The sequence below is a fragment of the Streptomyces sp. PL-29 genome (genome assembly GCF_058344425.1).
In genome coordinates this window covers 620,949-641,251 of the sequence record NZ_CP136996.1, presented here as the reverse complement: position 1 = coordinate 641,251, position 20,303 = coordinate 620,949, and the positions used below count along the sequence as shown (strand labels likewise).

18 protein-coding genes are annotated in these 20,303 nt (G+C 73.6%); 8 read left to right on the top strand and 10 right to left on the bottom strand.

Annotated features, from left to right (window positions below; genetic code table 11):
* Positions 1-5: 5 nt before the first annotated feature.
* Entirely contained in the window at positions 6-476 is a 471-nt protein-coding gene (locus R4Z63_RS02965) for a MarR family winged helix-turn-helix transcriptional regulator (RefSeq protein ID WP_037921720.1), read from the bottom strand.
* 368 nt (positions 477-844) lie between these two features.
* Between R4Z63_RS02965 and R4Z63_RS02960 the strand changes: the two genes are divergently transcribed.
* Positions 845-2,347 (top strand): FUSC family protein, encoded by a 1,503-nt coding sequence (locus tag R4Z63_RS02960; RefSeq protein WP_384444979.1) that lies wholly within the window; start codon positions 845-847, stop codon positions 2,345-2,347.
* Here R4Z63_RS02960 and R4Z63_RS02955 read toward each other — a convergent pair.
* Entirely contained in the window at positions 2,337-4,634 is a 2,298-nt protein-coding gene (locus tag R4Z63_RS02955) for a HelD family protein (RefSeq protein WP_384444977.1), read from the bottom strand. The two genes, R4Z63_RS02960 and R4Z63_RS02955, sit on opposite strands and share 11 nt — an antisense overlap.
* A gap of 140 nt (positions 4,635-4,774) precedes the next feature.
* Here R4Z63_RS02955 and R4Z63_RS02950 point away from each other — a divergent pair, with 140 nt between their 5' ends.
* The 3 genes from R4Z63_RS02950 to R4Z63_RS02940 all read left to right on the top strand — a co-directional run bounded on the left by R4Z63_RS02950 (position 4,775) and on the right by R4Z63_RS02940 (position 7,876).
* Positions 4,775-5,362, top strand: a complete 588-nt coding sequence (locus R4Z63_RS02950; RefSeq protein WP_384444975.1) for a GNAT family N-acetyltransferase — start codon at positions 4,775-4,777, stop codon at positions 5,360-5,362.
* A gap of 257 nt (positions 5,363-5,619) precedes the next feature.
* On the top strand, positions 5,620-6,756 hold the full coding sequence (locus tag R4Z63_RS02945; protein ID WP_384444973.1) for a nitric oxide synthase oxygenase: 1,137 nt from the start codon (positions 5,620-5,622) through the stop codon (positions 6,754-6,756).
* A 55-nt stretch (positions 6,757-6,811) separates the two neighbouring features.
* Complete coding sequence (locus R4Z63_RS02940; protein ID WP_384444971.1) at positions 6,812-7,876, top strand: lactonase family protein; 1,065 nt, start codon at positions 6,812-6,814, stop codon at positions 7,874-7,876.
* A gap of 84 nt (positions 7,877-7,960) precedes the next feature.
* Here the strand turns inward: R4Z63_RS02940 and R4Z63_RS02935 are convergent, their stop codons facing one another.
* The 3 genes from R4Z63_RS02935 to R4Z63_RS02925 all read right to left on the bottom strand — a co-directional run bounded on the left by R4Z63_RS02935 (position 7,961) and on the right by R4Z63_RS02925 (position 10,761).
* Positions 7,961-8,875: a sirohydrochlorin chelatase gene (locus R4Z63_RS02935; protein ID WP_384444969.1), complete on the bottom strand. Its 915-nt coding sequence runs from the start codon at positions 8,873-8,875 to the stop codon at positions 7,961-7,963.
* 96 nt (positions 8,876-8,971) lie between these two features.
* Entirely contained in the window at positions 8,972-9,658 is a 687-nt protein-coding gene (locus R4Z63_RS02930) for a uracil-DNA glycosylase (protein ID WP_037921730.1), read from the bottom strand.
* 11 nt (positions 9,659-9,669) lie between these two features.
* Positions 9,670-10,761 carry a WD40/YVTN/BNR-like repeat-containing protein gene (locus R4Z63_RS02925; RefSeq protein ID WP_037921732.1) on the bottom strand — a complete coding sequence of 364 codons (1,092 nt, stop codon included), beginning with the start codon at positions 10,759-10,761 and terminating at the stop codon, positions 9,670-9,672.
* A 236-nt stretch (positions 10,762-10,997) separates the two neighbouring features.
* Here R4Z63_RS02925 and R4Z63_RS02920 point away from each other — a divergent pair, with 236 nt between their 5' ends.
* From R4Z63_RS02920 to R4Z63_RS02910, 3 genes are all read left to right on the top strand, one after another.
* A complete protein-coding gene (locus R4Z63_RS02920; RefSeq protein WP_384444966.1) occupies positions 10,998-12,338 on the top strand; it encodes a wax ester/triacylglycerol synthase family O-acyltransferase in 1,341 nt (446 codons plus the stop codon).
* A gap of 79 nt (positions 12,339-12,417) precedes the next feature.
* Positions 12,418-13,527 (top strand): NADH:flavin oxidoreductase/NADH oxidase, encoded by a 1,110-nt coding sequence (locus R4Z63_RS02915; RefSeq protein ID WP_384444964.1) that lies wholly within the window; start codon positions 12,418-12,420, stop codon positions 13,525-13,527.
* Positions 13,528-13,660: 133 nt separating this feature from the next.
* Positions 13,661-14,008, top strand: coding sequence for an ArsR/SmtB family transcription factor (locus tag R4Z63_RS02910; RefSeq protein WP_384444962.1), 348 nt, complete (start codon positions 13,661-13,663; stop codon positions 14,006-14,008).
* A gap of 100 nt (positions 14,009-14,108) precedes the next feature.
* Here the strand turns inward: R4Z63_RS02910 and R4Z63_RS02905 are convergent, their stop codons facing one another.
* Positions 14,109-15,467 (bottom strand): FAD-dependent oxidoreductase, encoded by a 1,359-nt coding sequence (locus tag R4Z63_RS02905; RefSeq protein WP_384444960.1) that lies wholly within the window; start codon positions 15,465-15,467, stop codon positions 14,109-14,111.
* 53 nt (positions 15,468-15,520) lie between these two features.
* On the bottom strand, positions 15,521-16,231 hold the full coding sequence (locus R4Z63_RS02900) for a DUF305 domain-containing protein (RefSeq protein ID WP_384444958.1): 711 nt from the start codon (positions 16,229-16,231) through the stop codon (positions 15,521-15,523).
* A 63-nt stretch (positions 16,232-16,294) separates the two neighbouring features.
* Here R4Z63_RS02900 and R4Z63_RS02895 point away from each other — a divergent pair, with 63 nt between their 5' ends.
* On the top strand, positions 16,295-17,791 hold the full coding sequence (locus R4Z63_RS02895) for an LVIVD repeat-containing protein (RefSeq protein ID WP_384444955.1): 1,497 nt from the start codon (positions 16,295-16,297) through the stop codon (positions 17,789-17,791).
* An 11-nt stretch (positions 17,792-17,802) separates the two neighbouring features.
* On the opposite strand, the gene R4Z63_RS02890 is transcribed toward R4Z63_RS02895, so the two are convergent.
* From R4Z63_RS02890 to R4Z63_RS02880, 3 genes are all read right to left on the bottom strand, one after another.
* A complete protein-coding gene (locus R4Z63_RS02890; RefSeq protein ID WP_384444953.1) occupies positions 17,803-18,432 on the bottom strand; it encodes a TetR/AcrR family transcriptional regulator in 630 nt (209 codons plus the stop codon).
* A 131-nt stretch (positions 18,433-18,563) separates the two neighbouring features.
* Positions 18,564-19,202, bottom strand: coding sequence for a phosphatase PAP2 family protein (locus R4Z63_RS02885; protein ID WP_384444951.1), 639 nt, complete (start codon positions 19,200-19,202; stop codon positions 18,564-18,566).
* 93 nt (positions 19,203-19,295) lie between these two features.
* Positions 19,296-20,234, bottom strand: coding sequence for a M56 family metallopeptidase (locus tag R4Z63_RS02880; protein ID WP_384444949.1), 939 nt, complete (start codon positions 20,232-20,234; stop codon positions 19,296-19,298).
* Positions 20,235-20,303: the final 69 nt, after the last annotated feature.

Here is a 20,303-nt window from a genome sequence, read left to right as displayed (position 1 = left end):
GTTCATCACGGAGAGTCGCCGCCGCCGACCGAGGACAGGGCGCCCGACAGCCCCCGAAGCATCTCGGCCGTCCGGTGCACCTCCTCCTCGCCCCCCAGGCTCTCGCACAGATGCCGAGCCAGCTCCGCCAGGCAGGAGTCGATCTCCCGCTTCGCCGCCGCGCCCCGCTCGGTGGCGGCGAGGAGCTTCGCCCGCCGGTGCGCCGGATTGTCCAGGTAGGCGGCGAGCCCCTGGGACACGAGCAGGTCGGCTATGCGCTGCACGCTCTGCCGGGTGGTCCCCACCCGCCGGGCGACCTCGGAGACCGACAGCGACTCGTCCGTCACCGTGCTCAGGATCTGCCAGCGTGCCGCGCTGAGCCCGACCGACAGCGCCAGCCGGTCCACGGCCGCGGTGAACCGTCCGTTCAGTCGGAAGACCGCCACGGCGGCCCGGCTGAACGCCTCGACTTGCCCGGACTCCGCTGTACGCGTCAACGCCGGCCCCCTTCCGTACGCCCCCCGGGTCGCTGCACGATAACAGCGCGTGGTCGCCCGGACGAGAGCCCTGCGCGGTCGAGGTCGAGCAGCCTCCCCGACTGGTCCGTTGGCCGCATCATGGCCGACGAATCCCCTCAGGGGCCATGCCAATGGCCCTGCCCACCGTTCACGAGTTGAGCCAGTGGGCCTCCAGGTGCTTATCTGTGTCCTATCCATGTACTTACGGCGCCGCGCAGCGCCGGACGGCAACGAGGCCGGTTCCGGAGCGCGGCGCCTTCGCCGTGCCCGTCCGCCGCCCACCACCCCCGGGCGGCGCCGGGCCGGCGCGCACCGTTCCAGGGGGGCGGCACACCGCTGTGAAGAGGATGTTCGTAGCTCCGGATCCGGGGCGCCTGCGGCTCAGGACCTCGGCCCGCGCCGTGATCGGCGTCGGCGCCGCCGCAGCCCTCGCCGAACTGTGCGGTCTCTCCCTGACCGCTTCCATCACCGGCGGCCTCGCCGCCCTGCTCGCGCTCTTCACCGTCACCGACGCCAGCGTGCGCCGCCAGGCCGCCACCACCGCCCTGCTTCCCGCTGCCGGATTCCCGGTCCTGGCCCTCGCCACCGCCCTGCACGGGGTCACCCCGCTGCGCGACGCAGCCTTCGTCCTCGTCGTCTTCTGCGGGGTCTACGCCCGCCGCTGGGGTCCGCGCGGTCATGCCCTGGGGATCTTCGCGTTCATGAACTTCTTCATCACGCAGTTCCTGCACGCCCTCCCCGCGCAGCTCCCCGAGCTGTACGCCGCCGTGGGCCTCGCCCTCGGCGCCGCCGCGGCCGTGCGCTTCCTGCTGTGGCCCATTGAGCGGCGCACCCCGCCGCCCGCCGCCCCCGCGCCGCTGCCCGGCCGCGGCCTGGCCCGGCACACGACCCGCCAGGCCTTCCAGGCGACCGCCGCCTGCGCCGTCGCCCTCAGCGTCGGCCAGGTGCTCTCCGAGGAGCGCTGGTACTGGGCCGTCGGCACCGCCTGGTGGATCTTCGTCAACACCGCCTCGCGCGGGGAGACGCTCGTCCGCGGCTTCCGCCGGGTGCTGGGCACCGTCGTCGGCGTGGTGGCCGGGGTGCTGATCGCGATCCCGCTGGACGGCGCGCCCGTGCCCACCGCCCTCCTGGTCGGGGCCTGCGTGTTCGGGATCTTCTACACGGCCGCCGTCTCGTACAGCTGGATGATCCTCGCCGTCACGCTCATGGCAGGCCTGCTCTACGGCCTCCTCGGCGTGCTGGACCCGGGCCTGCTCGTGCTCCGCCTGGAGGAGACCGCCGTCGGGGCCCTGTGCGCCGCGCTGGCCGTGGTGCTCGTCCTGCCGGTCACCACCCACGCCACGAACGACGCCTGGATCCAGCGCGCCCTGCTCTGCGTGCACGCGGCCACCGCCGAGGCCACCGCCCGCCTCGCCGGCTCCCCGGCGGCGGATCCCGCCCCGCACGCCGCGGAGCTGGAGACGCTGCTGGCCCGGGTCCGGATGGCGCTCGCGCCGCTGGTCCACCCGCTCAGTCCGTTCCGCGCGCGCAAGGCCCGCGCCGGCCAGGTCATCACCCTGCTGGACGACTGCGCCCGCGAGGTGCGCGGCCTGGTGGCCGTCGCCGCCGATCCGGACGCCGGCCACGACGCCCGCCTCGCCGCGGCCTGCTGGCGCGTCGAGGCCGCGGTGCAGGCACTGACCGTCGGGGAAAGGGAACTCGAAGGCCCCGCGTCGGCGGACGCCACCGCGCCGCCCGCCGCCACGACCGAGCCCGCGCTCGCCCACCTCCAGGGCCTGGAGCGGGCCCTCGCCGAACTGGCCACGCCGCTGGGCAGCGACCCCAAGGCCCCGTTCGTCATCAGCGCCTGAGCAGCCCTCCCCAGGCCGGCGCCCGCCCCGCGGGCGTCCGGCCGGGGGAGTGCACCACGCCCAGGGCCTGGGTCGCCCGGGTCAGCGCCACGTACAGGTCGCTCGGCCCCAGATCGGCCGGCTCCACCACGATCACCGTGTCGAACTCCAGCCCCTTGGCCTGGCGAGGATCCAGCAGGACGACCTCCCGCGTCAGATCGGGCCCCTCCTCCTGCCGCACCTCCGGCAGCCCGCCCGCCAGCGCCCCGTGCAGATCCCGCGGCGCGATCACCGCCAGCCGCCGTCCGGCCGACCGCTCCCGCTCCACGGCCTGCGCAACCGCCCCGGCGAGGTCGTCGGCCTCCCGCACCCACGGCCGCACCCCGGTGGCCCGTACCGAACGCGGTGGTTCGAAGCCCGGATCGCGCTCGCGCAGCACGGCCGCCGCCACCTCCATGATCTCGGCCGGCGTACGGTAGTTCACCCCCAGCCGGACCAGCTCCCAGCGCTCGCCCACGTACGGCGAGAGGATCCGTTCCCAGGACCCGCAGCCCGCCTCGTCCCCGGTCTGCGCCGGATCGCCGACCAGGGTCATCGAGCGGGTCGGGCAGCGCCGCATGAGCAGCCGCCACGCCATCTCCGACAGCTCCTGCGCCTCGTCCACGATGACGTGCCCGAACGCCCAGGTCCGGTCGGCCGCGGCACGCTCGGCGGTGCTGCGGTGGTCGGCCTCCTCGTGACGCTCCGCCATCCGCTCGGCGTCGATGATGTCGTGCGCCGCGAGGTACTCGCTCTCCTCGTCCTCGAACTCGTACGACCGGGAACCCGCGGACAGGTCCAGCACGCCCTGCGCGTACGCGATGCGCCGCTCGCGCTGCCGCTCCTCGGCGGCGCGCAGCGCGCTGTCGTCCTCTCCGAGCAGCTCGGCCGCCTCGTCCAGGAGCGGCACGTCGGCCGGGGTCCAGTCGGGCCGCGCCGAGGGGCTCCGCCGGACGAGCCGGGCCTCGTCGTCGGGCAGGTGCGTGGGCTCTGCCAGGAAGTCGACGATCAGTTGCTGCGGCGTGAGCGGGGGCCACAGAGTGTCGATCGCCGCGTGCACGGCGGGGCTCGTGGCGATCTCCTTGCCGAGCTGGGCGACATCGTCGGGGCCGAGCAGGTTCGGTCCGCCGTACGGGTCGGCGCCCAGTCGGTCGGCGAGCTGCGCGGTGAGCGCGTCGATGATCCGGAAGGCGAAGACCGGCCTCGCCCGGTTGTGCGGCAGCCCGGTGGCCCGGGCCGCATCCCGTGCCCCGTGAGCCATCGTGCGGTCCAGCAGCAGGGTCCCGTAGTCGTCGTGGTCGATCTCCAGCGCGGGCTCGGGGACGGTGTCGTACTCCTCGCCGCTGTCCGCCGGCACGTGCTCCGGCAGGCGCTGCCGGTCGGCCACGACCCGGGCGAGGACCTGGGCCATCGCGGCGCGGCCCTTCACGGCGGCGGCCCCGGGGCGGTCGGTCCCGGTGGCGTGAACCCCGGGGAACAGCTCGCCCGGGGTGGACAGCAGCACGCCCGTCTCGCCGAGCGCGGGGAGGACCCCGCCGATGTAGCCGAGGAAGGCCGGACCCGGCCCGACGATCAGCACACCGCGCCTGGCGAGCAGCTCGCGGTGGGCGTACAGCAGGTAGGCCGCGCGGTGCAGAGCGACCGCGGTCTTGCCGGTGCCGGGTCCGCCCTCGACGACGAGCACCCCGCGGTGCGGGGAGCGGATGACCCGGTCCTGGTCGGCCTGGATCGTCCGCACGATGTCGTGCATGCGGCCGGTGCGGGCGGCGTCGAGCGCGGCCAGCAGGACCGCGTCGGCGTCGGAACCCTCGTGGCCGGTGCGCTCCGCGTCGGCCAGGTCCAGGATCTCGTCGTGCAGGGCGGTGACCACCCGGCCCCGGCTGCTGATGTGCCGACGCCGGCGCAACCCCATCGGGGTGTGTCCGGTGGCGAGGTAGAAGGGACGGGCGGCCTCGGCGCGCCAGTCCAGGACCAGCGGCGTGTGTTCCGTGTCGTCCGCGCGGATCCCGATGCGGCCGATGTGGTGGTCGCGGCCGTCCGAGAACTCCAGGCGCCCGAAACAGAGACCGTTCTCCCCGGCGTTCAGGGCGGACAGGAGACCGGACTGCTCAGCCACCAGGACATCGCGCTCCAGACGCGCCTGAAAGCCGCTTCCCACATCGCGCAAGGCGCTTTCCACCGCCTGTTCGGCCTGGTCGCGCAGGTCGTCGAGGCGCCGATAGAGATCGGTGACGAATTGCTGCTCTTTCCGGAATTCCTCGGTTGACAATTGCACTCCTGCCGCGATACTGTGCCCACGTTGCGTTTATCGCGCCTTCGTTCGCACGAAAACGCGAACTGATAAATATACGCCTTCCGCTCCCTCGGTTGCCCATTCGGCCGGGGGATTTTTTGCGTACGGTGGATCTCATGACCACCGCACACGGCCCGGCCGACGGAATCGTCTACCGCCTCGCGCGCCCCGAGGACGCGGGCGCCGTCGCGGCCCTGGACAGCTCCTTCACCACCCGCACCGTCTTCGAGGTGGCCGTCTCCGGTGACGGTTCCGGCTTCCTGCTCCGCGAGGTCCCCGTGGACCCGCCCGTGCGCAGGGCGTTCCCGCCCGAGGAGCACGACGAGCAGGGCATCGCAGGCCCCCGGGGGGCCGACGTGGACGCGGACACGCGCACCTTCGTCGCCCTCGACAGCGGCGAGCTCTGTGGCTTCGCCGCCGTCGGCTACGCCGCGTGGAACCGGCGTCTGACGGTCGAGGACATCGAGGTCGCACCCGGCCACCGGGGCCGCGGGATCGGCAGCGCCCTGATGGAGTGCGCGGCTCAGTTCGGCCGGCAGCGGGGTGCGGAGCACATCTGGTTGGAGGTCAGCTCGGTCAACGCCCCCGCCGTGCACGCCTACCGGCGCATGGGGTTCACCTTCTGCGGCCTCGACACCGCCCTCTACGGAGGCACCCCCGCCGCCGGCGAGCAGGCGCTCTTCATGAGCCGGCCCTGCCGCTGATCCGACCCCGCCCCCGCGTGGGGTGCGCCGGCGTGCGGCAGTGGGTCTGACGAAACGTCAACCCATTTCGCGCGCCGCATCGTACGCTTGTGCGGCCCTTGTTCGCAGCCCGTTCCGTGAGGATCACCCGGAGGAGTGTTCCGGGTGCCCGGACGGTACGCCGCTGACCTGCGGCAGGTACAACGGGTCATTGTTTACTGCACATTCATCCGGCACGTACAGGGTGGATCTGGTCGGACAGGGGGTAACCCGCCGGAATGGAAATTCTTCAACAGCGCTCCACCACCGCACAGGTGTGGCAGGCGGCCGAGGAGTTCATCCGACTCTTCCACCGGGAAAACGCCGGCGCGGGTGATCCGCGCGCTCGGCTCGCCGCCGTGAGGGCGGAACTCGCGGACACGGGGACTTACGTGCACACCCCCGAGGAGCTCGTCCACGGGGCGCGCGTGGCCTGGCGCAACAGCAACCGCTGCATAGGCAGGCTCTACTGGAACTCGCTGCGGGTCCGTGACCGCCGCGGGCTCGCCGACGCCGACGCCATCGCGGCCGAATGCTTCGACCACCTGCGCGAGGCCACGAACGGCGGCCGGGTCAGACCCACCATCACGGTGTTCGCCCCGGAGACCCCGCAGCGCCCGGGGCCGGTGATCTGGAGCGAGCAGCTCGTCCGCTACGCCGGCTACGGCGACCATCCCTCGATAACCGTCGGCGACGCCCGCAACGCCCCGCTGACCGAGGCCCTGCTCCGGCTCGGCTGGTCCGGCGGGGCCGGCACCCCCTTCGACCTCCTCCCGCTGGTGGTCCAGGGCTCCGACGACAAGCCCAGGTGGTTCGACACCCCCGCGGACGCGGTCATGGAGGTGCCGATCGGCCACCCCGACGGCGACGGCTGGGAGGACTGGGGCCTGCGCTGGCACGCCGTACCGGCCATCTCCAACATGTGCCTGGAGGTCGGCGGCATCCACTACCCGGCCGCCCCCTTCAACGGCTGGTACATGGGCACCGAGATCGGCGCCCGCAATCTCGCCGACACCGACCGTTACAACCTCCTCCCCGCCGTCGCCCGCCGCCTGGGCCTGGACACCTCCAGCGACCGCTCGCTGTGGAAGGACCGTGCCCTCGTCGAGCTCAACCGGGCGGTCCTGCACTCCTTCGACCGCGCGGGGGTCACGATCGCCGACCACCACAGCGAGTCCCGGCGCTTCCTCTCCCACATGGAGCGCGAGGAGCGCAAAGGCCGCGAGGTGGGGGCGGACTGGTCCTGGATCGTGCCGCCGATCTCCGGCGCCGCGACCCCGGTCTTCCATCGCACCTACGAGGACCGCCCCAGCAGCACGGCCTACGTCCACCATTCCGGCGCACAGGAGCGAGCCCGGGGGCGGGATTTGGTCTAGACCTTCTGTTACCGTCGGCTCGGGACGGATCCGAAAGCGGTGAGAGGGGTTTCCTGTGGGCGACGCGGACAGCACGGACCGAAGCGGCGAACACCGGGCCTACATCGGCTCCTTCACCTCGGGGGGCGGCCGCGGTGTCACCATCGCGGCCGTGGATCCGAAGACCGGGGCGCTGACCCCGCTCTCGGTCGCCACCGCCGAGGATCCGTCGTACCTCGCCCTCGCGCGGGACGCCGGCGTCCTCTACGCGGTGAGCGAGACCGAGCGGGGCGGGGTGGCGGCGTTCCGGCGCACCGCCGGGGGCCTCGCCCCGCTCGGCGCACCTGTGTCCGTCGGCGGCTCCGGACCCACCCATGTCAGCGTGGCCGGAGGTCGCCTGTTCACCGCGAACTACACCTCGGGCAGCGTCAGCAGCCTCCCCCTGGACGCTGAGGGCCGCCCGCACGGCCCGGCGCGCGTCCTCGCACACCGGGGCTCCGGACCCGACGCCGCCCGGCAGGCGGGTCCGCACGCCCACCAGGTGCTGCCGGACCCGACCGGCCGCTGGGTGCTGAGCGTCGATCTCGGCACCGATTCCGTACGGGTCTGCGCGCCGGACCCGGCCTCGGGCGGGCTGCGGCAGCACGCCGAGACGGCGCTGCGCGCCGGTACCGGCCCCCGTCACCTGGTCTTCCACCCGGAGGACGCGTTCGTCTACGTCCTGCACGAGCTGGAGCCGCAGGTGACCGTCTGCCGCTGGAACGCCGCGCTGGGGCTGCTGGAGCCGGTCGGTGAGGTTCCGGTGGCCTCCGAGGGTGCCTCAGGGGTCGTACGGGCGTACCCATCGGCGATCGTGGCCTCGCCGGACGGGAGGTTCGTCTGGGCGGCCGTCCGCGGTACCGACGCGCTGGCCACCCTGTCGCTCGCCGACGGGCCCGGGAGGCCGCGGCTCACGGGCACCGTCGCCTGCGGTGGCAGCTGGCCGCGCGACCTCGCCGCGGACGCCACCGGGAGCCGCCTCTACGCGGCCAACGAGCACTCGGGAGACGTCACCTGGTTCGACGTGGACCCGTCGACCGGGCGGCCGCACAGGGCGGGCGCGCTCGCCGTCCCCGCCGCCACCTGCGTGGTCCTCGGCTGAGATGCCACGCGGGCCGGACGTGCGACGGCCCCCGCAGTCCGGGTGCACCGGGTCTGCGGGGGCCTCCGTGGCGTGTCGGGCGGGTCAGTGCGCGGGCGAGCCCTGGGGGATCCCCAGCGTCGCGGTGTACTGCGCGACGGCCAGCTTGCCGAGCGCCGGGTAGGCGCCGAGCACCTCGGCGGTGGCGCAGTCGGCCTCCTTGCAGGCGGTGTCCAGCAGGCCGTCGGCCGCCTCCGGCCCGATCAGGTAGGGGGCGAGCGCGAGCTGCGTGGAGCCTTCGCGGCGCAGCTGCTCGGCGACCGCGGCCACCGAGCCCTCCTGGTCCAGCGCTGCCGCCTGGACGGGCACGGCGAGGCGGGCCGCGAGCAGCATGCCCGTGATCCCGGCGGCCTGCACGGCCTCCTCGCCCCCGGTGGTCGCCAGGACGATGCCGTCGGCGGCGGTGGTCACGGTGAAGAGGCGGGCGCGGTCGGCGCGGGCCAGACCGGCCTCGGAGAGGCGCACGTGCAGCCCCTCGGCCAGCAGCGGGTGCGGGCCGAGGACATCGGCCAGCTCGGCGGCGGCGGAGGAGTCCATCAGCGCCTGGCGCATCCGGCGCAGCAGGTCGCTGTCCGGACCGGCCAGCAGCGGGACGACCACGGCGTCCGGGCCGGACGGTTCGGGCACCTCGTGGCCGGCGGCGCGGGCGAACTCCGCACGCGCGGTCCGGTCGGCCGCGACGGCGCTCAGCACGCCCGACAGCGACGGGAACTCGGTCGCGTCGTCACCTTCGAGGAAGCCGATGCGGGCGTCGAGGCCCGGCAACTCGGAGCGGCCGATGCTGATGATCTCTTCCGCGAGCCCCCGCGAGGCGGCCGAGGGCGCACCGGGCACGGCGAGCACCAGCGCGGGCGCGCCCTCGGGCGCAGCCGCGGGCTCGGGCCGGCGGTGCCGTCCGGTCGGGCGGGGTCGCGGCATTCGTACGGGCAGGCCATTTGCGGGGCCAGTGGGGGAGCTCATGGCGCCGCATGCTACTGGCTTATCGGAACAAGGTGTTCGGGCAGGGCCTTTTCGTGCCGCATCTGTCCGTATTTATCCGTTGAATTGCAGATACGCTCAACTGACGGACGGCAAGCGCCAGTCCACAGGCTGTGCACCCTGGCCCACCAGCAGCTCGTTCGTCCTGCTGAACGGCCGGGAGCCGAAGAACCCGTAGTCGGCCGACTTGGGCGAGGGATGCGAGGACTCCACCACGGGCAGGTCGCCGAGCAGCGGCCGCAGGTTGCGGGCGGCCCGGCCCCACAGGATGGAGACCAGCGGCTTCCCTCGGGCGGCCAGCGCGCGGATCGCCTGGTCGGTGACGGCCTCCCAGCCCTTGCCCTGGTGTGCGTTCGAGCGGCGGGGAGCTGTCGTGAGCGAGCGGTTGAGCAGGAGCACGCCCTGCCGGGTCCAGGGGGTGAGGTCGCCGTTCGCGGGCCGGCCGGTCCCTATGTCCCGGTGCATCTCCAGGAAGATGTTGTCCAGGCTCGGCGGCACGGGACGCACCTCGGGGGACACCGAGAAGGACAGGCCCACCGCGTGCCCCGGGGTGGGGTACGGGTCCTGGCCCACGATGAGGACCTTGACCTCGTCGAAGGGCTGCTGGAAGGCGCGCAGCACATGGGCCCCGGCGGGGACGTACGTCCTCCCCGCCGCGATCTCGGCTCGCAGGAAGTCGCCCATCGCGGCGATCTGCGCCGCCACCGGCTCCAGAGCGCGGGCCCAGCCCGGCTCGACGATCTCGTTCAACGGTCGTGCTGCCACGGTGGATCACTCTACTGGCCGATCGTCGCCGCCCGCACGCACAGCACGTCCGGCAGGTGCTCGGCGAGCAACTGCCAGCTGTCGCCGTCGTCGTGGCTGGCGTACAGCTCGCCGTTGCGGTTGCCGAAGTAGATGCCCGCGGGGTCCGCGTCGTCCGTGCAGAGTGCGTCCCGGAGCACCGTGCCGTAGTGGTCGGAGTCGGGCAGTCCGCGCGTCAGCGGCTCCCATGTGGCGCCCGCGTCCCCGGTGCGGAAGACCCGGCAGCGGCGCTCGGCCGGCACCCGGTCGGAGTCGGCGTTGAGCGGGAAGACGTAGGCGGTGTCCGGCCGGTGCGGGTGGGCCGCGACGGCGAAGCCGAAGTCGGAGGGCAGCCCGTCCCCGATGTCGCTCCAGCGGCCCCCGGCATCGTCGCTGCGGTAGACGCCCCAGTGGTTCTGCAGGTACAGCCGGTCCGTGTCCCCGGCATCCCGGGCGATCTTGTGGACGCACTGGCCGAACTCGGGGTTCGGGTCGGGCAGGAACACCGCCGAGACGCCCTCGTTGGACGGCTGCCAGCTCGCCCCGCCGTCCACGGTCCGGAACACCCCGGCCGTGGAGACGGCCACCGTCACCGCGTCCGGGTCGCGGGGGTCGGTGAGGACCGTGTGCAGGCCCTCGCCACCCCCGCCCGGCACCCACTTCCCGCGGGTCGGGTGCTCCCACAGCGGGCGGACCAGCTCGAAGGACTCGCCGCGGTCGGTCGAGCGGAACAGCGCGGCCGGCTCGGTCCCGGCGTAGACCACGTCCGGCGCCTCGGGCCCGGCCGGCTGGAGCTGCCAGACCCGCTCCAGCGAGGCTCCGGTGTCCTGGGGGAACTTCACGGCCGGCCTGGCCGGTTCCCGCCAGGTGGCTCCTAGGTCGTCGGAGGTGAAGACGGACGGCCCCCAGTGCGTGCTGTCCGCGCCGACCAGCAGCCGGGGCGCCGGGCCGCGCCGGTCCACCGCGGCCGCGTAGACGGCCTGGGCGTTGAAGTGGGGCTCACCGAACTCCCAGGGCCCGTCGCCCCGGCGGCGGCCGATGAACAGTCCCTTGCGGGTTCCCACGAGCAGCAGTACGTCGGCCATGGCCGGCACCTCCGGACCTCGTCCTCGCGCGCTTCGTTCCTCACAGAGCGTCTTTCCGGCCAGTCTGCACCCGGCCGCCGGCGAAGGCCCGGCAGGCGCCGCACGCCTCGCATCGGATGATCTATACCGATCATTTACCGGCCGGAAATGATTGCGCCTTGCATGGGGGTGTTCGTAATGGGTTGACTTCAAGGGGTTGACTTCAAGCCAACGCCGCCGCACGTGAGAGGACGTATGTGGCCACCGAGCACCTGTCTCCGCTCGACCTCGCCTTCTGGCGGATGGAGTCCGCCGACCACCCGATGCACCTCGGCGCCCTCGCCGTCTTCCGCGCCGCCGGACCGCCCGGCTCCGGCGGCGGGCGCCCCGCCGAGCGTGCCGCCGCACTCCTTACCGCGCGCTGCGCGGCGGTGCCGGGCCTGCGCCGCAGGATCCGGGACGTGCTCCTGCCCCTCGGCGCCGCCGCCTGGTCGCCGGACCCGGACTTCGACCCGGCGCGGCACGTCTTCCTCGTCCGCGCCGACCGAACCCTCCCGCACGAGGCTGCCGGGCCGCTGATGGCCCGCCCGCTGGACCGCGGGCTGCCGCCGTGGGAGGCGCACGTGCTGGACGGGCCGGATCCGGACTCCTTCGCCGTGCTCTTCAAGTTCCACCACGCCCTCGCCGACGGTCTGGGCGCCCTCGCCCTCGCGGCCGCGCTGTTCGACGACGTGCCGGGGCCGCGGTCCCCTGCGCGCCCGGTCCCGGGACAGCGGGCCGGGTCCGTCCTGGGGCGGCTGCCGGGGGCGCTGGCCGCGCGGGTCCAGGGGGTCGGACAGGCCCTGGAGATCGGGGCCGCCGTGGCCCGAGGCGGGTTGCCGCTGGGCGTTCCGGCCGCGCTCACGACCGGTCCCGCCGGCGCGGGCAGCCGCGCCGTCGCCGGTCTCGCGCTCGATCTGGACGAGGTCAATCTGATCCGCAAGGGGGCCGGCGGTACCGTCAACGACGTGCTGATCACCCTGGTCGCGGGCGCTCTGCGGCGCTGGCTGGCCGAGCGCGGCGACCCCGAGCCTCTGGGGGCGGGGCCGCGGGCCCTGATCCCGGTGTCCCGCCGCCGCGGTCCCCGGGGCGCCGAGGGCGCCGGGAACAGGCTTTCCGGGTACTTGCTCCGGCTGCCGTTGGCCGAGCCCGATCCGCTGCGCAGGCTGGACCGCGTACGGGCCGGCATGGACCGCAACAAGGACGCCGGGCCCGCCCGGGGTGCGGGGGCTGTCGCCCTGCTCGCGGACCACGTCCACCCGCTCGGCCACCGGCTCGGCGGCCCGCTCGTCGCCCAGGCGGCCCGCCTGCTCTACGACATCCTCGTCACCAGCGTCCCGCTGCCCGGTCTGACCTTTTCCCTCGGCGGTAGCCGGGTCCACGAGGTCTACCCGCTCGCGCCGCTGGCGCGCGGCCAGTCGTTGGCCGTCGCGGTCTCCACCTACAAGGGGACGGTTCACTACGGCCTGGTCGCCGACGGAGCCGCCGTTCCGGACCTGGCGGCGCTGGCCGGGGCGCTGCGCGCGGAGCTCGACACACTTGTACGAGAGGTCTCGTAGTACGAGGAGGTTCGTAGTATGGTGATTCTCGTACTTAGGCGCCGACCCCGGCGCGCCCGGTGACCCCTGGAGAGCCCCGATGAGTGCTGCCCCCGCCGTACCCGCTGCTTTCGCCGCCCTGTTCGAGCCGTACACCCTGCGTTCGGTCACCGTGCCGAACCGCGTGTGGATGGCCGCGATGTGCCAGTACAGCGCCGAGGCCTCCGGGCCGGACGCGGGGGTCGCCAACGACTGGCACTTCGCCCACTACGCCGCCCGCGCGACCGGCGGCACCGGCCTGATCATCCAGGAAGCCACCGCGGTCTCCCCCGAAGGCCGGATCTCCCCCTACGACCTCGGCATCTGGAACGACACCCAGGTCGAGGCGCTGCGCCGGAGCACCGGCTTCCTCAAGGCCCGGGGGGCCGTGCCCGGCATCCAGATCGCCCACGCGGGCCGAAAGGCCTCCACCGACCGCACCTGGAAGGGCGGCGCACCGGTCGGCCCCGACGCGCACGGCTGGCAGCCGGTCGCCCCCAGCGCCGTGCCGTTCGCCGAGGGCCACGCGGTACCGCACGAGCTGACGACCGATGAGATCGCCGAGATCACCGGCCAGTTCGCGGCCGCGGCCGAGCGGGCGCTCGCGGCGGGTTACGAGGTCGTCGAGATCCACGGGGCCCACGGGTACCTGATCGGGGAGTTCCTCTCCCCGCACAGCAACAGGCGTACCGACGCCTACGGCGGATCCTTCGAGAACCGGACCCGCTTCGCCCTCGAGGTCGTCGACGCCGTGCGGGCGGTGTGGCCCGAGGAGCTCCCGCTCTTCTTCCGCATCTCCGCCACCGACTGGCTGGAGGAGGAGGGCTGGACCGCCGACGAGACCGTGCGCCTGGCCCGGCTCCTGCGGGAGCACGGAGTGGACCTCCTCGACGTCTCCACCGGCGGCCTCGCTCCGGGGGTGACGATCCCGGTCGGCCCCGGATATCAGGTGCCCTTCGCCGCCCGGGTGAAGGCCGAGACGGAGCTCCCGGTGGCCGCGGTCGGCCTGATCACCGAGCCCGAGCAGGCCGAGAAGATCCTGGCCAACGGCGAGGCCGACGCGGTGCTGCTGGGCCGCGAACTGCTGCGCGACCCGTTCTGGGCCCGCCGCGCGGCCGCCCGGCTGGGCGCGCCCGTCCGCACGCCCGAGCAGTACCACCGGTCCTGGTGACGGCGGTGCGGCCGCGCCCACCGCGCCGTGGCCGCACCCACCCGTTCCCGCCGATTCCCGCGACCGCCACGCCTCCTTCGATGCCTCTCGTACCATGGGGATCCGGACCAAGCCGAGTGAGCGGAGCAGGGACATGACGGATCGGGACACCTCCCGCACCCTGGCCCACCCGGAGGCGGCCGAGATCCGCCTGGAAGGCGTGCTGCACGCCCTCTCCGACCCGGTGCGGCTCTCCATCGTCCTGGACCTGGCCGGCTCGGTGGAGGACCTGGCCTGCTCGCACTTCGAGCTGCCCGTCACCAAGTCCACGACCACGCACCACTTCCGTGTCCTGCGGGAGAGCGGTGTCGTGCGCCAGGCCTACCGCGGCACCACCAAGCTCAACGCCCTGCGCCGCGACGACCTGGAGGCACTGTTCCCGGGTCTGCTCGACAGCGTCCTGACGGCGGCAGCGGCCGAGGCGGCCCGGCGCCCGTCCTGACCCGCTCCGGCCGTCCGCGCGGACCGCTGTCGTGGCGTCGGTCGAGGGACGGCTGCCGCGACCGCCTTCCGCGTGCCCCGACCTGACAGGGCGCCCCTCCTTAGGTTCGCCCGGCCGCGTCCAGCAGGCCCGCCCAGTCCGGGATCTTGACGGAGCGCCGTCCCAGGGAGTGTCCGAGGTCCGCCTCGGCCGACTCGATGGCCAGCCAGCCCGGCCACCGGACCGGGTGCAGGCCGGCCGCCCGCAGGGCGTCCAGCGGGTCGCCGGGCAGCTCGCGCCGGGCCAGTGCCCCGGCGTCCTGGAGCAGCGAGGAGGCGGTCTCCTTGGCACACGGCCGGTTCGTGCCGATCACGCCGGTCGGGCCGCGTTTGATCCAGCCCGCCACGTACTCGCCGAGGGAGGCCCGGCCCGCGCGCAGCACCCGGCCCGCGGCATGCGGGACGGTGCCCTTCGCCGGGTCGAAGGGCAGCCCGGCCAGGGGCACGCCCCGGTACCCGACGGAGCGCAGCACCAGCTGTGTGTCGAGGTCCTCGTGGACGCCCGTACCGGTCACCCCGCCGCGGCCGTCCGGCGCGGTCCGCTCGAAGCGCATCGCGCGGACCCGCCCGTCGGGCCCGCCCAGGATTTCCACCGGGCGCAGGTAGAACCGCAGTGCGATCCGGCGCGGTCCGGAGCCGGCGGCTCCGCCGGCCCACCCGCGCAGCACCTCCAGGTTGCGCCGCGCCACCGCAGGCAGTGCCGCGGCCGCGCCCGGATCGGCGTACAGCGGGTCCAGCGCCAGCTCGGCGGGGTCGGCCCGGGCCTCCACGCCCGGCAGCGTGCCCAGCTCCCGCAGCTCCTTGGTGGTGAACTTCCCTTGCGAGGGCCCGCGCCGGGCCACCATCGACACGCTGCCGAGCCCGCTGTCCGCGAGCGCGGCGAGTGCCGGCTGAGGCATGTCCGTGGGCGCCAGCTCCGCCGTGCCGCGGGCCAGGATCCGGGTCACGTCCACTGCGACGTTGCCCGCCCCGACCACCACCGCCGCCTCCACCCCGGGCAGGTCGAAGGCCTCGGCAGCGGCGTCCGGGTGCCCGCTGTACCAGGACACGAAGGCCGTCGCGGAGTGCACCCCGGTCAGCTCCTCGCCCGGGATCCCCAGCAGCCGGTCCCGGGCGGCGCCCACGCAGTACACGACCGCGTGGTACAGCTCCAGCAGCCGCGGTACGGGCAGGGTCTCCCCGCCGACCTCCACGTTCCCGAGGAAGCGGATCCGCTCGTCCTCCAGCACGGTGCGCAGGCTGCCCTGCAGTGATTTGATCTTCTCGTGGTCGGGTGCGACCCCGTACCGCACCAGCCCGTAGGGGGCGGGCAGCCGGTCCAGTACGTCGACCCGTACCCCGGGCACCTCGCGCTGCTGGACCAGCGTCTGGGCCGCGTAGACCCCGCTGGGGCCCGATCCGACGACGGCGACACGAAGCACGGCGGAACTCCTCCCGCAGGTGGTTACAGCATGACACCGGTCCCTTCCGCCGGTCAGCCCATCGTGCGCATCCGGTGGATCTCGGCGCTCTGGGTGGCCACCACCTCGTTGGCCATCTCCTCGACGGCCACGTTGTTCCCGCCGGCCAGTGCCTCGCCCGCCATCGTCAGGGCCCCTTCGTGGTGGGTGGTCATCAGCTTCAGGAAGAGCCGGTCGAAGTCGGTTCCCCGGGCGTCGGCCAGCTCCCTGAGCTGCTGTTCGGTCGCCATGCCCGGCATCGAGGCGTGGTCGTGGACGGGGTCGTGGGCGTGTCCGGGGGCGGTCGTGGCGGTGCCCGCCGGCACCGGCGCCGGATGGCGGGCCAACCACTTCTCCATGGCGCCGATCTCCGGCTTCTGGCCGGCCGCGATCCGTTCGGCGAGGCGCTTCACGGGGTCCGCCGCCGCCCGTTCGGGTGCCAGCGCGCTCATCGTCAGCGCCTGGCGGTGGTGCTCGATCATCCGCTCCACATAGGAGCGGTCGGCGGCGTTCGGGCTGTCGTCGGGTTTCGCCCTGGCGGCCTGTTCGGGAGTGAGCGTGCGTGACGTTTCGCCGGGTCTGCCCGGCGCGACGATCCGGGCCGGACCGTCGTCGGCCCGGTCCGCCCCGCCGTCTTGGCAGGCGGTGAGGGTCAGCAGGAGGCCGGCGGTCGCCGTCGCCGCGGCGAGCCGGAAGGCAACCGCGGTCGAGGCCCTGCGGCCCCGGAGGTCTTTTGCCATGTCCATGAAGGGAAGATACTGCCGGGGTCCTGGTTTCGTTCCCCTGCGGACGGAACCGATCGGGCTCCCATGGGAGGCACAGTGACCTCGCTGCACACCAGGAGAGCGCGCAACAGGGGAGTGGGGGTGGCCGTCGCGGCGGCCGGACTCCTCACGACCCTCCTCGCGGCCGGACCGGCCGCAGCCACCCCCGACCCGGGCGACCTGACGCCCGGCCACGGCAACCACCAGAGCGCGGGCACCGCCGAGGGCGGGCAACCCGCCCCGGGCGACATCCCGGGCCAGGACGAGATCGTGCACAGCGCCAACATCAAACCCCTGGCCAACGTCCCCTCCACCGACCCGACGGCGATCAACTCGGACCTGGCGTTCCAGGGCCGGTACGCCTACGCGGGCAACTACAACGGCTTCACGATCTACGACATCGCCGATCCCAAGGCTCCGAAGAAGGTCACCGAGGTGTTGTGCCCCGGCGGGCAGAACGACATCTCCGTCGACGGCGACCTGCTCTTCCTCTCCACCGACTCCTCCCGCAGCGACGACTCCTGCAACAGCGTCTCGCAGCCCGCGACGGAGAAGTCCTCGTGGGAGGGCATCAAGATCTTCGACATCAAGGACAAGAAGAACCCCAAGTACATCAAGTCCGTCGAGACGGCCTGCGGCTCCCACACCCACACCCTGGTACCGGGCCGCAAGGACATCTACCTCTACGTCTCCTCCTACTCCCCGAGCGAGGCCTTCCCCGACTGCCAGCCGCCGCACGACGGCATCTCGGTGGTCAAGGTCCCCAAGAAGAGCCCGACGAAGGCCGCGGTCGTGGCCTTCCCGGTGCTCTTCCCCGACGGCGGCAACCCGGGTGCGCCCACCAACCCGGGCGTCTCCAAGACCACCGGCTGCCACGACATCACCGTGCTGCCGTCGAAGAACCTTGCCGCCGGCGCCTGCATGGGCGACGGCATCCTCTTCGACATCAGCCGGCCCGAGCAGCCACGCGTCATCGACCGGGTGCAGGACAACGTGAACTTCGCGTTCTGGCACTCGGCCACCTTCAACGAGCGAGCGGACAAGGTGGTGTTCACCGACGAACTCGGCGGCGGTGGCGGGGCCACCTGCAACGAGGCCACCGGCCCCGACCGGGGCGCCGACGGCATCTACGACATCACCGGCCGCGGGAACCAGCGCACACTCACCTTCCGCGGCTACTTCAAGATCCCGCGACACCAGGCCGACACCGAGAACTGCGTGGCCCACAACGGCTCACTGGTCCCGGTCGGCGGCGGCCGCGACATCATGGTGCAGGCCTGGTACCAGGGCGGCGTCTCGGTATGGGAGTTCACCGACTCCACCCGGCCCAGGGAGATCGCCTACTTCGAGCGCGGCCCGCTGACGACGGACCGGCTGGGCGTCGGCGGTTCCTGGTCCGCGTACTACTACAACGGGCACATCTACTCGAACGACATCACCAAGGGCCTCGACGTGCTGCGGCTCGACGACCGGCGCACCGACAGCGCCAAGAGGGTCCGCATGGACCGGCTCAACGTACAGACCCAGCCCGACTACCACTGAGCCGCGTGAGGTCAGGGGTGTGAAGGAGACGTTCCGCCGGGCGGCCCGCCGTCCGGCGGAACACCGAGCTCCCAGTCCAGCCCGTAGCGCTGGAACAGTTCCGCCCGCAGCCGGACGGCCGGCATCGGGGCACCGGGCAGCAGCACCGCCACGACCGCGCCCATCAGCAGGGCGCGCAGCAGCGGGTAGTCCGTGTCCACGTCCGCCGAGCCGTAGCGACCGACGGTGTCCCGCAGCAGTTCGGCCAGCCGCTGCTGCTCCGGGCACTGCACGAAACCCTCGGCCGTGAGGATGCCCGCCATGTGCGTCCGCATCAGCAGCGGTTCGTCCCGCGCGAGCCCCAGGACCGCGTCGATGGCGCGCGCGAGCCGCTCGCGCCCGTCCTCGCTGCGGGGCTCGCGCTCCAGCGCGGCGTACAGGGTCAGGTGCATCAGTCGGTGCACGGCCGACTGGAGCAACTGCCGCTTGCCCGGGAAGTAGTACGAGACCAGGCCGCGCGCCGCCCCCGCCCGGTCGGCGATGTCGCCGAGTGTGGTGGCCTCGTAGCCCCGCTCGGCGACGAGCTCCACCGTGGACTGCAGCAGCCGCTCCCGGGAACGTCTGCGCAATTCTTCATTGACCGATGCGCTGCGCGGGGACATGCTTACTCCTGCGTTGACTGGCTCGCGGCCAATATACTCAGCGCACGGCGTCGCCTGCTCTGGGTGACACGGGGGATCATCCAGGGCAGGCACGCCCCGTCCTCAGCGCCGTCCTCCGCGCGCTCCTCGGCTCAGCGCTCCACCGGCTCACGCCCACCGAAGCGCAGCGACGTCGCCAGAACCACCAGGACCGTGCCCAGCAGCCAGCCCGCCACGACGTCCGAGAACCAGTGGACGCCGAGGTAGAGCCGGGTGAAGCCGACGCCGAGGACCGAAAGGGCCGCCACGGCCCAGGCGGCCGGGGCCCACGTCGGGGCGGGGCGGGGGACCAGCCACAGCAGCATCCCGCACACCACCGTCGCCGTCAGGGCGTGCCCGGACGGGTAGGCCGCGGAGTGCGCGGAGTCCACCGGGTCCGACCACACCGGGCGCTCCCGCCCCACAGCGGCCTTCAGCCCCTGTGACACCGCCAAAGCGCCCACCGTCGCAAGCGCCACGCGCAGCGCCCGCTCCCGGTCGCCGCGCCACCACAGGAGGAAAGCGGCCACGGCAGCCAGCACCCGCATGGTCCACGGGTCCCAGACCAGGTCGGACAGCACCCGCATGGACTCCCTGACCCCGGAGTGGACGACGGCGTGGGCGTGCAGGTCCCGCGCGACCCGGTCGTCCCAGGCCGACAGGGGCTGCCAGCCCGTGACCACCAGGGCGGTCAGCACCGCCGCAAGCAGCGCGCAGCCGATGCCCACCCGACGCAACAGATCGTTCCACATGAAGGGATCCTTGCACCGGCGACGGCCCGGCGGGGCCGGACACCCCTGGAATGTCGTGCCGGTCGGGCCGGGCCCGCGGCGCCGGGGCACCTCCTACGCCAGCGCGCTCAGCCCCGGTACGAAGGCCACCAGCAGGGGGACGGCCGGGACCAGCGTGGCCAGTGCGGTCAGTCGCAGCCGGCGGCCCGGCGACAGCCGGGGCGCGGCCGACAGCAGTCTGCGCACCCGCTGCGGGACGTGCGCCTCCGGCGCTGAGGAGGCCGCGAACACCCCGCGGTCCTCATTGAGTCCGACGAGCGCCAGCGCGACCGTCAGCCGCCCGAACCGCCGCGAGGCCATGTCGTCGGCGGCCAGTTCCACCAGCCGGTGCATCTCCGCCTCGAAGGCCGCGAAGACGGGCACTTGGGGGAAGGCGCGGGCCAGCGCCCGCGAACAGTGCAGCAGCCAGTCGTGCCGGGCCGCCGCGTGCCCCTGCTCGTGCGCCATCACGGCGTCCAACTGGCTTCCCTTGAGCCGGCCCAGCGCCGCCGTCGTGACCACCAACTGCGGCGCCGCTCCCGGCAGCCACCAGGCATCCGGCCGCGGACCCTCCAGTACGACGAGCCGAGCCCCCACCGGGTCCTCTCCGGGCAGCAGCGGGGCCCGCTGCATCAGTTCGCTGCCCTGCGCGCGCCGACGGGCCCGGGCCCGCAGCACCTCCCCGGCCAGCATCGCCCCGGTCCACAGGCCGCCGCCCGCGAGCGCGAGGGCGGTGACGGCGGCCCACGGGCCGCCGGACGCGCCCAGTGCGTACGCGTCGACCACCCCGTGCGGGGCGGCGGCGAAGAGCCGGCCCCGGACCGCCTGCCAGGCCGCCGCGGAGCTCAGCAGCATGGACAGCCCGAGGCACAGCAGTACCGCACCGACGACGCACTGCCACGCCCACAGGGCCACGACCGGTTCTCGCTCGGGCCACTGGGCACGGGCCAGCAGGCGGGGGGCGAGCACCGCGGTCAGGGCGCCGAGCACGAGGAGGGCGGCGGGGACCATCATGGCCACCAGCCTAGAAGCGAGGGGCTACCTGCGGGTACGGGACGGCGGCATTGGTGACGCAGGACACGT

Coding starts and splice junctions, on each gene's coding strand:
- R4Z63_RS02895 (WP_384444955.1), top strand. CDS start 16,295: ATGGGAGGCACAGTGACCTCGCTGCACACCAGGAGAGCGCGCAACAGG.
- R4Z63_RS02880 (WP_384444949.1), bottom strand. CDS start 20,234: ATGATGGTCCCCGCCGCCCTCCTCGTGCTCGGCGCCCTGACCGCGGTG.
- R4Z63_RS02910 (WP_384444962.1), top strand. CDS start 13,661: ATGACGGATCGGGACACCTCCCGCACCCTGGCCCACCCGGAGGCGGCC.
- R4Z63_RS02900 (WP_384444958.1), bottom strand. CDS start 16,231: ATGGACATGGCAAAAGACCTCCGGGGCCGCAGGGCCTCGACCGCGGTT.
- R4Z63_RS02915 (WP_384444964.1), top strand. CDS start 12,418: ATGAGTGCTGCCCCCGCCGTACCCGCTGCTTTCGCCGCCCTGTTCGAG.
- R4Z63_RS02950 (WP_384444975.1), top strand. CDS start 4,775: ATGACCACCGCACACGGCCCGGCCGACGGAATCGTCTACCGCCTCGCG.
- R4Z63_RS02945 (WP_384444973.1), top strand. CDS start 5,620: ATGGAAATTCTTCAACAGCGCTCCACCACCGCACAGGTGTGGCAGGCG.
- R4Z63_RS02925 (WP_037921732.1), bottom strand. CDS start 10,761: ATGGCCGACGTACTGCTGCTCGTGGGAACCCGCAAGGGACTGTTCATC.
- R4Z63_RS02935 (WP_384444969.1), bottom strand. CDS start 8,875: ATGAGCTCCCCCACTGGCCCCGCAAATGGCCTGCCCGTACGAATGCCG.
- R4Z63_RS02890 (WP_384444953.1), bottom strand. CDS start 18,432: ATGTCCCCGCGCAGCGCATCGGTCAATGAAGAATTGCGCAGACGTTCC.
- R4Z63_RS02885 (WP_384444951.1), bottom strand. CDS start 19,202: ATGTGGAACGATCTGTTGCGTCGGGTGGGCATCGGCTGCGCGCTGCTT.
- R4Z63_RS02960 (WP_384444979.1), top strand. CDS start 845: ATGTTCGTAGCTCCGGATCCGGGGCGCCTGCGGCTCAGGACCTCGGCC.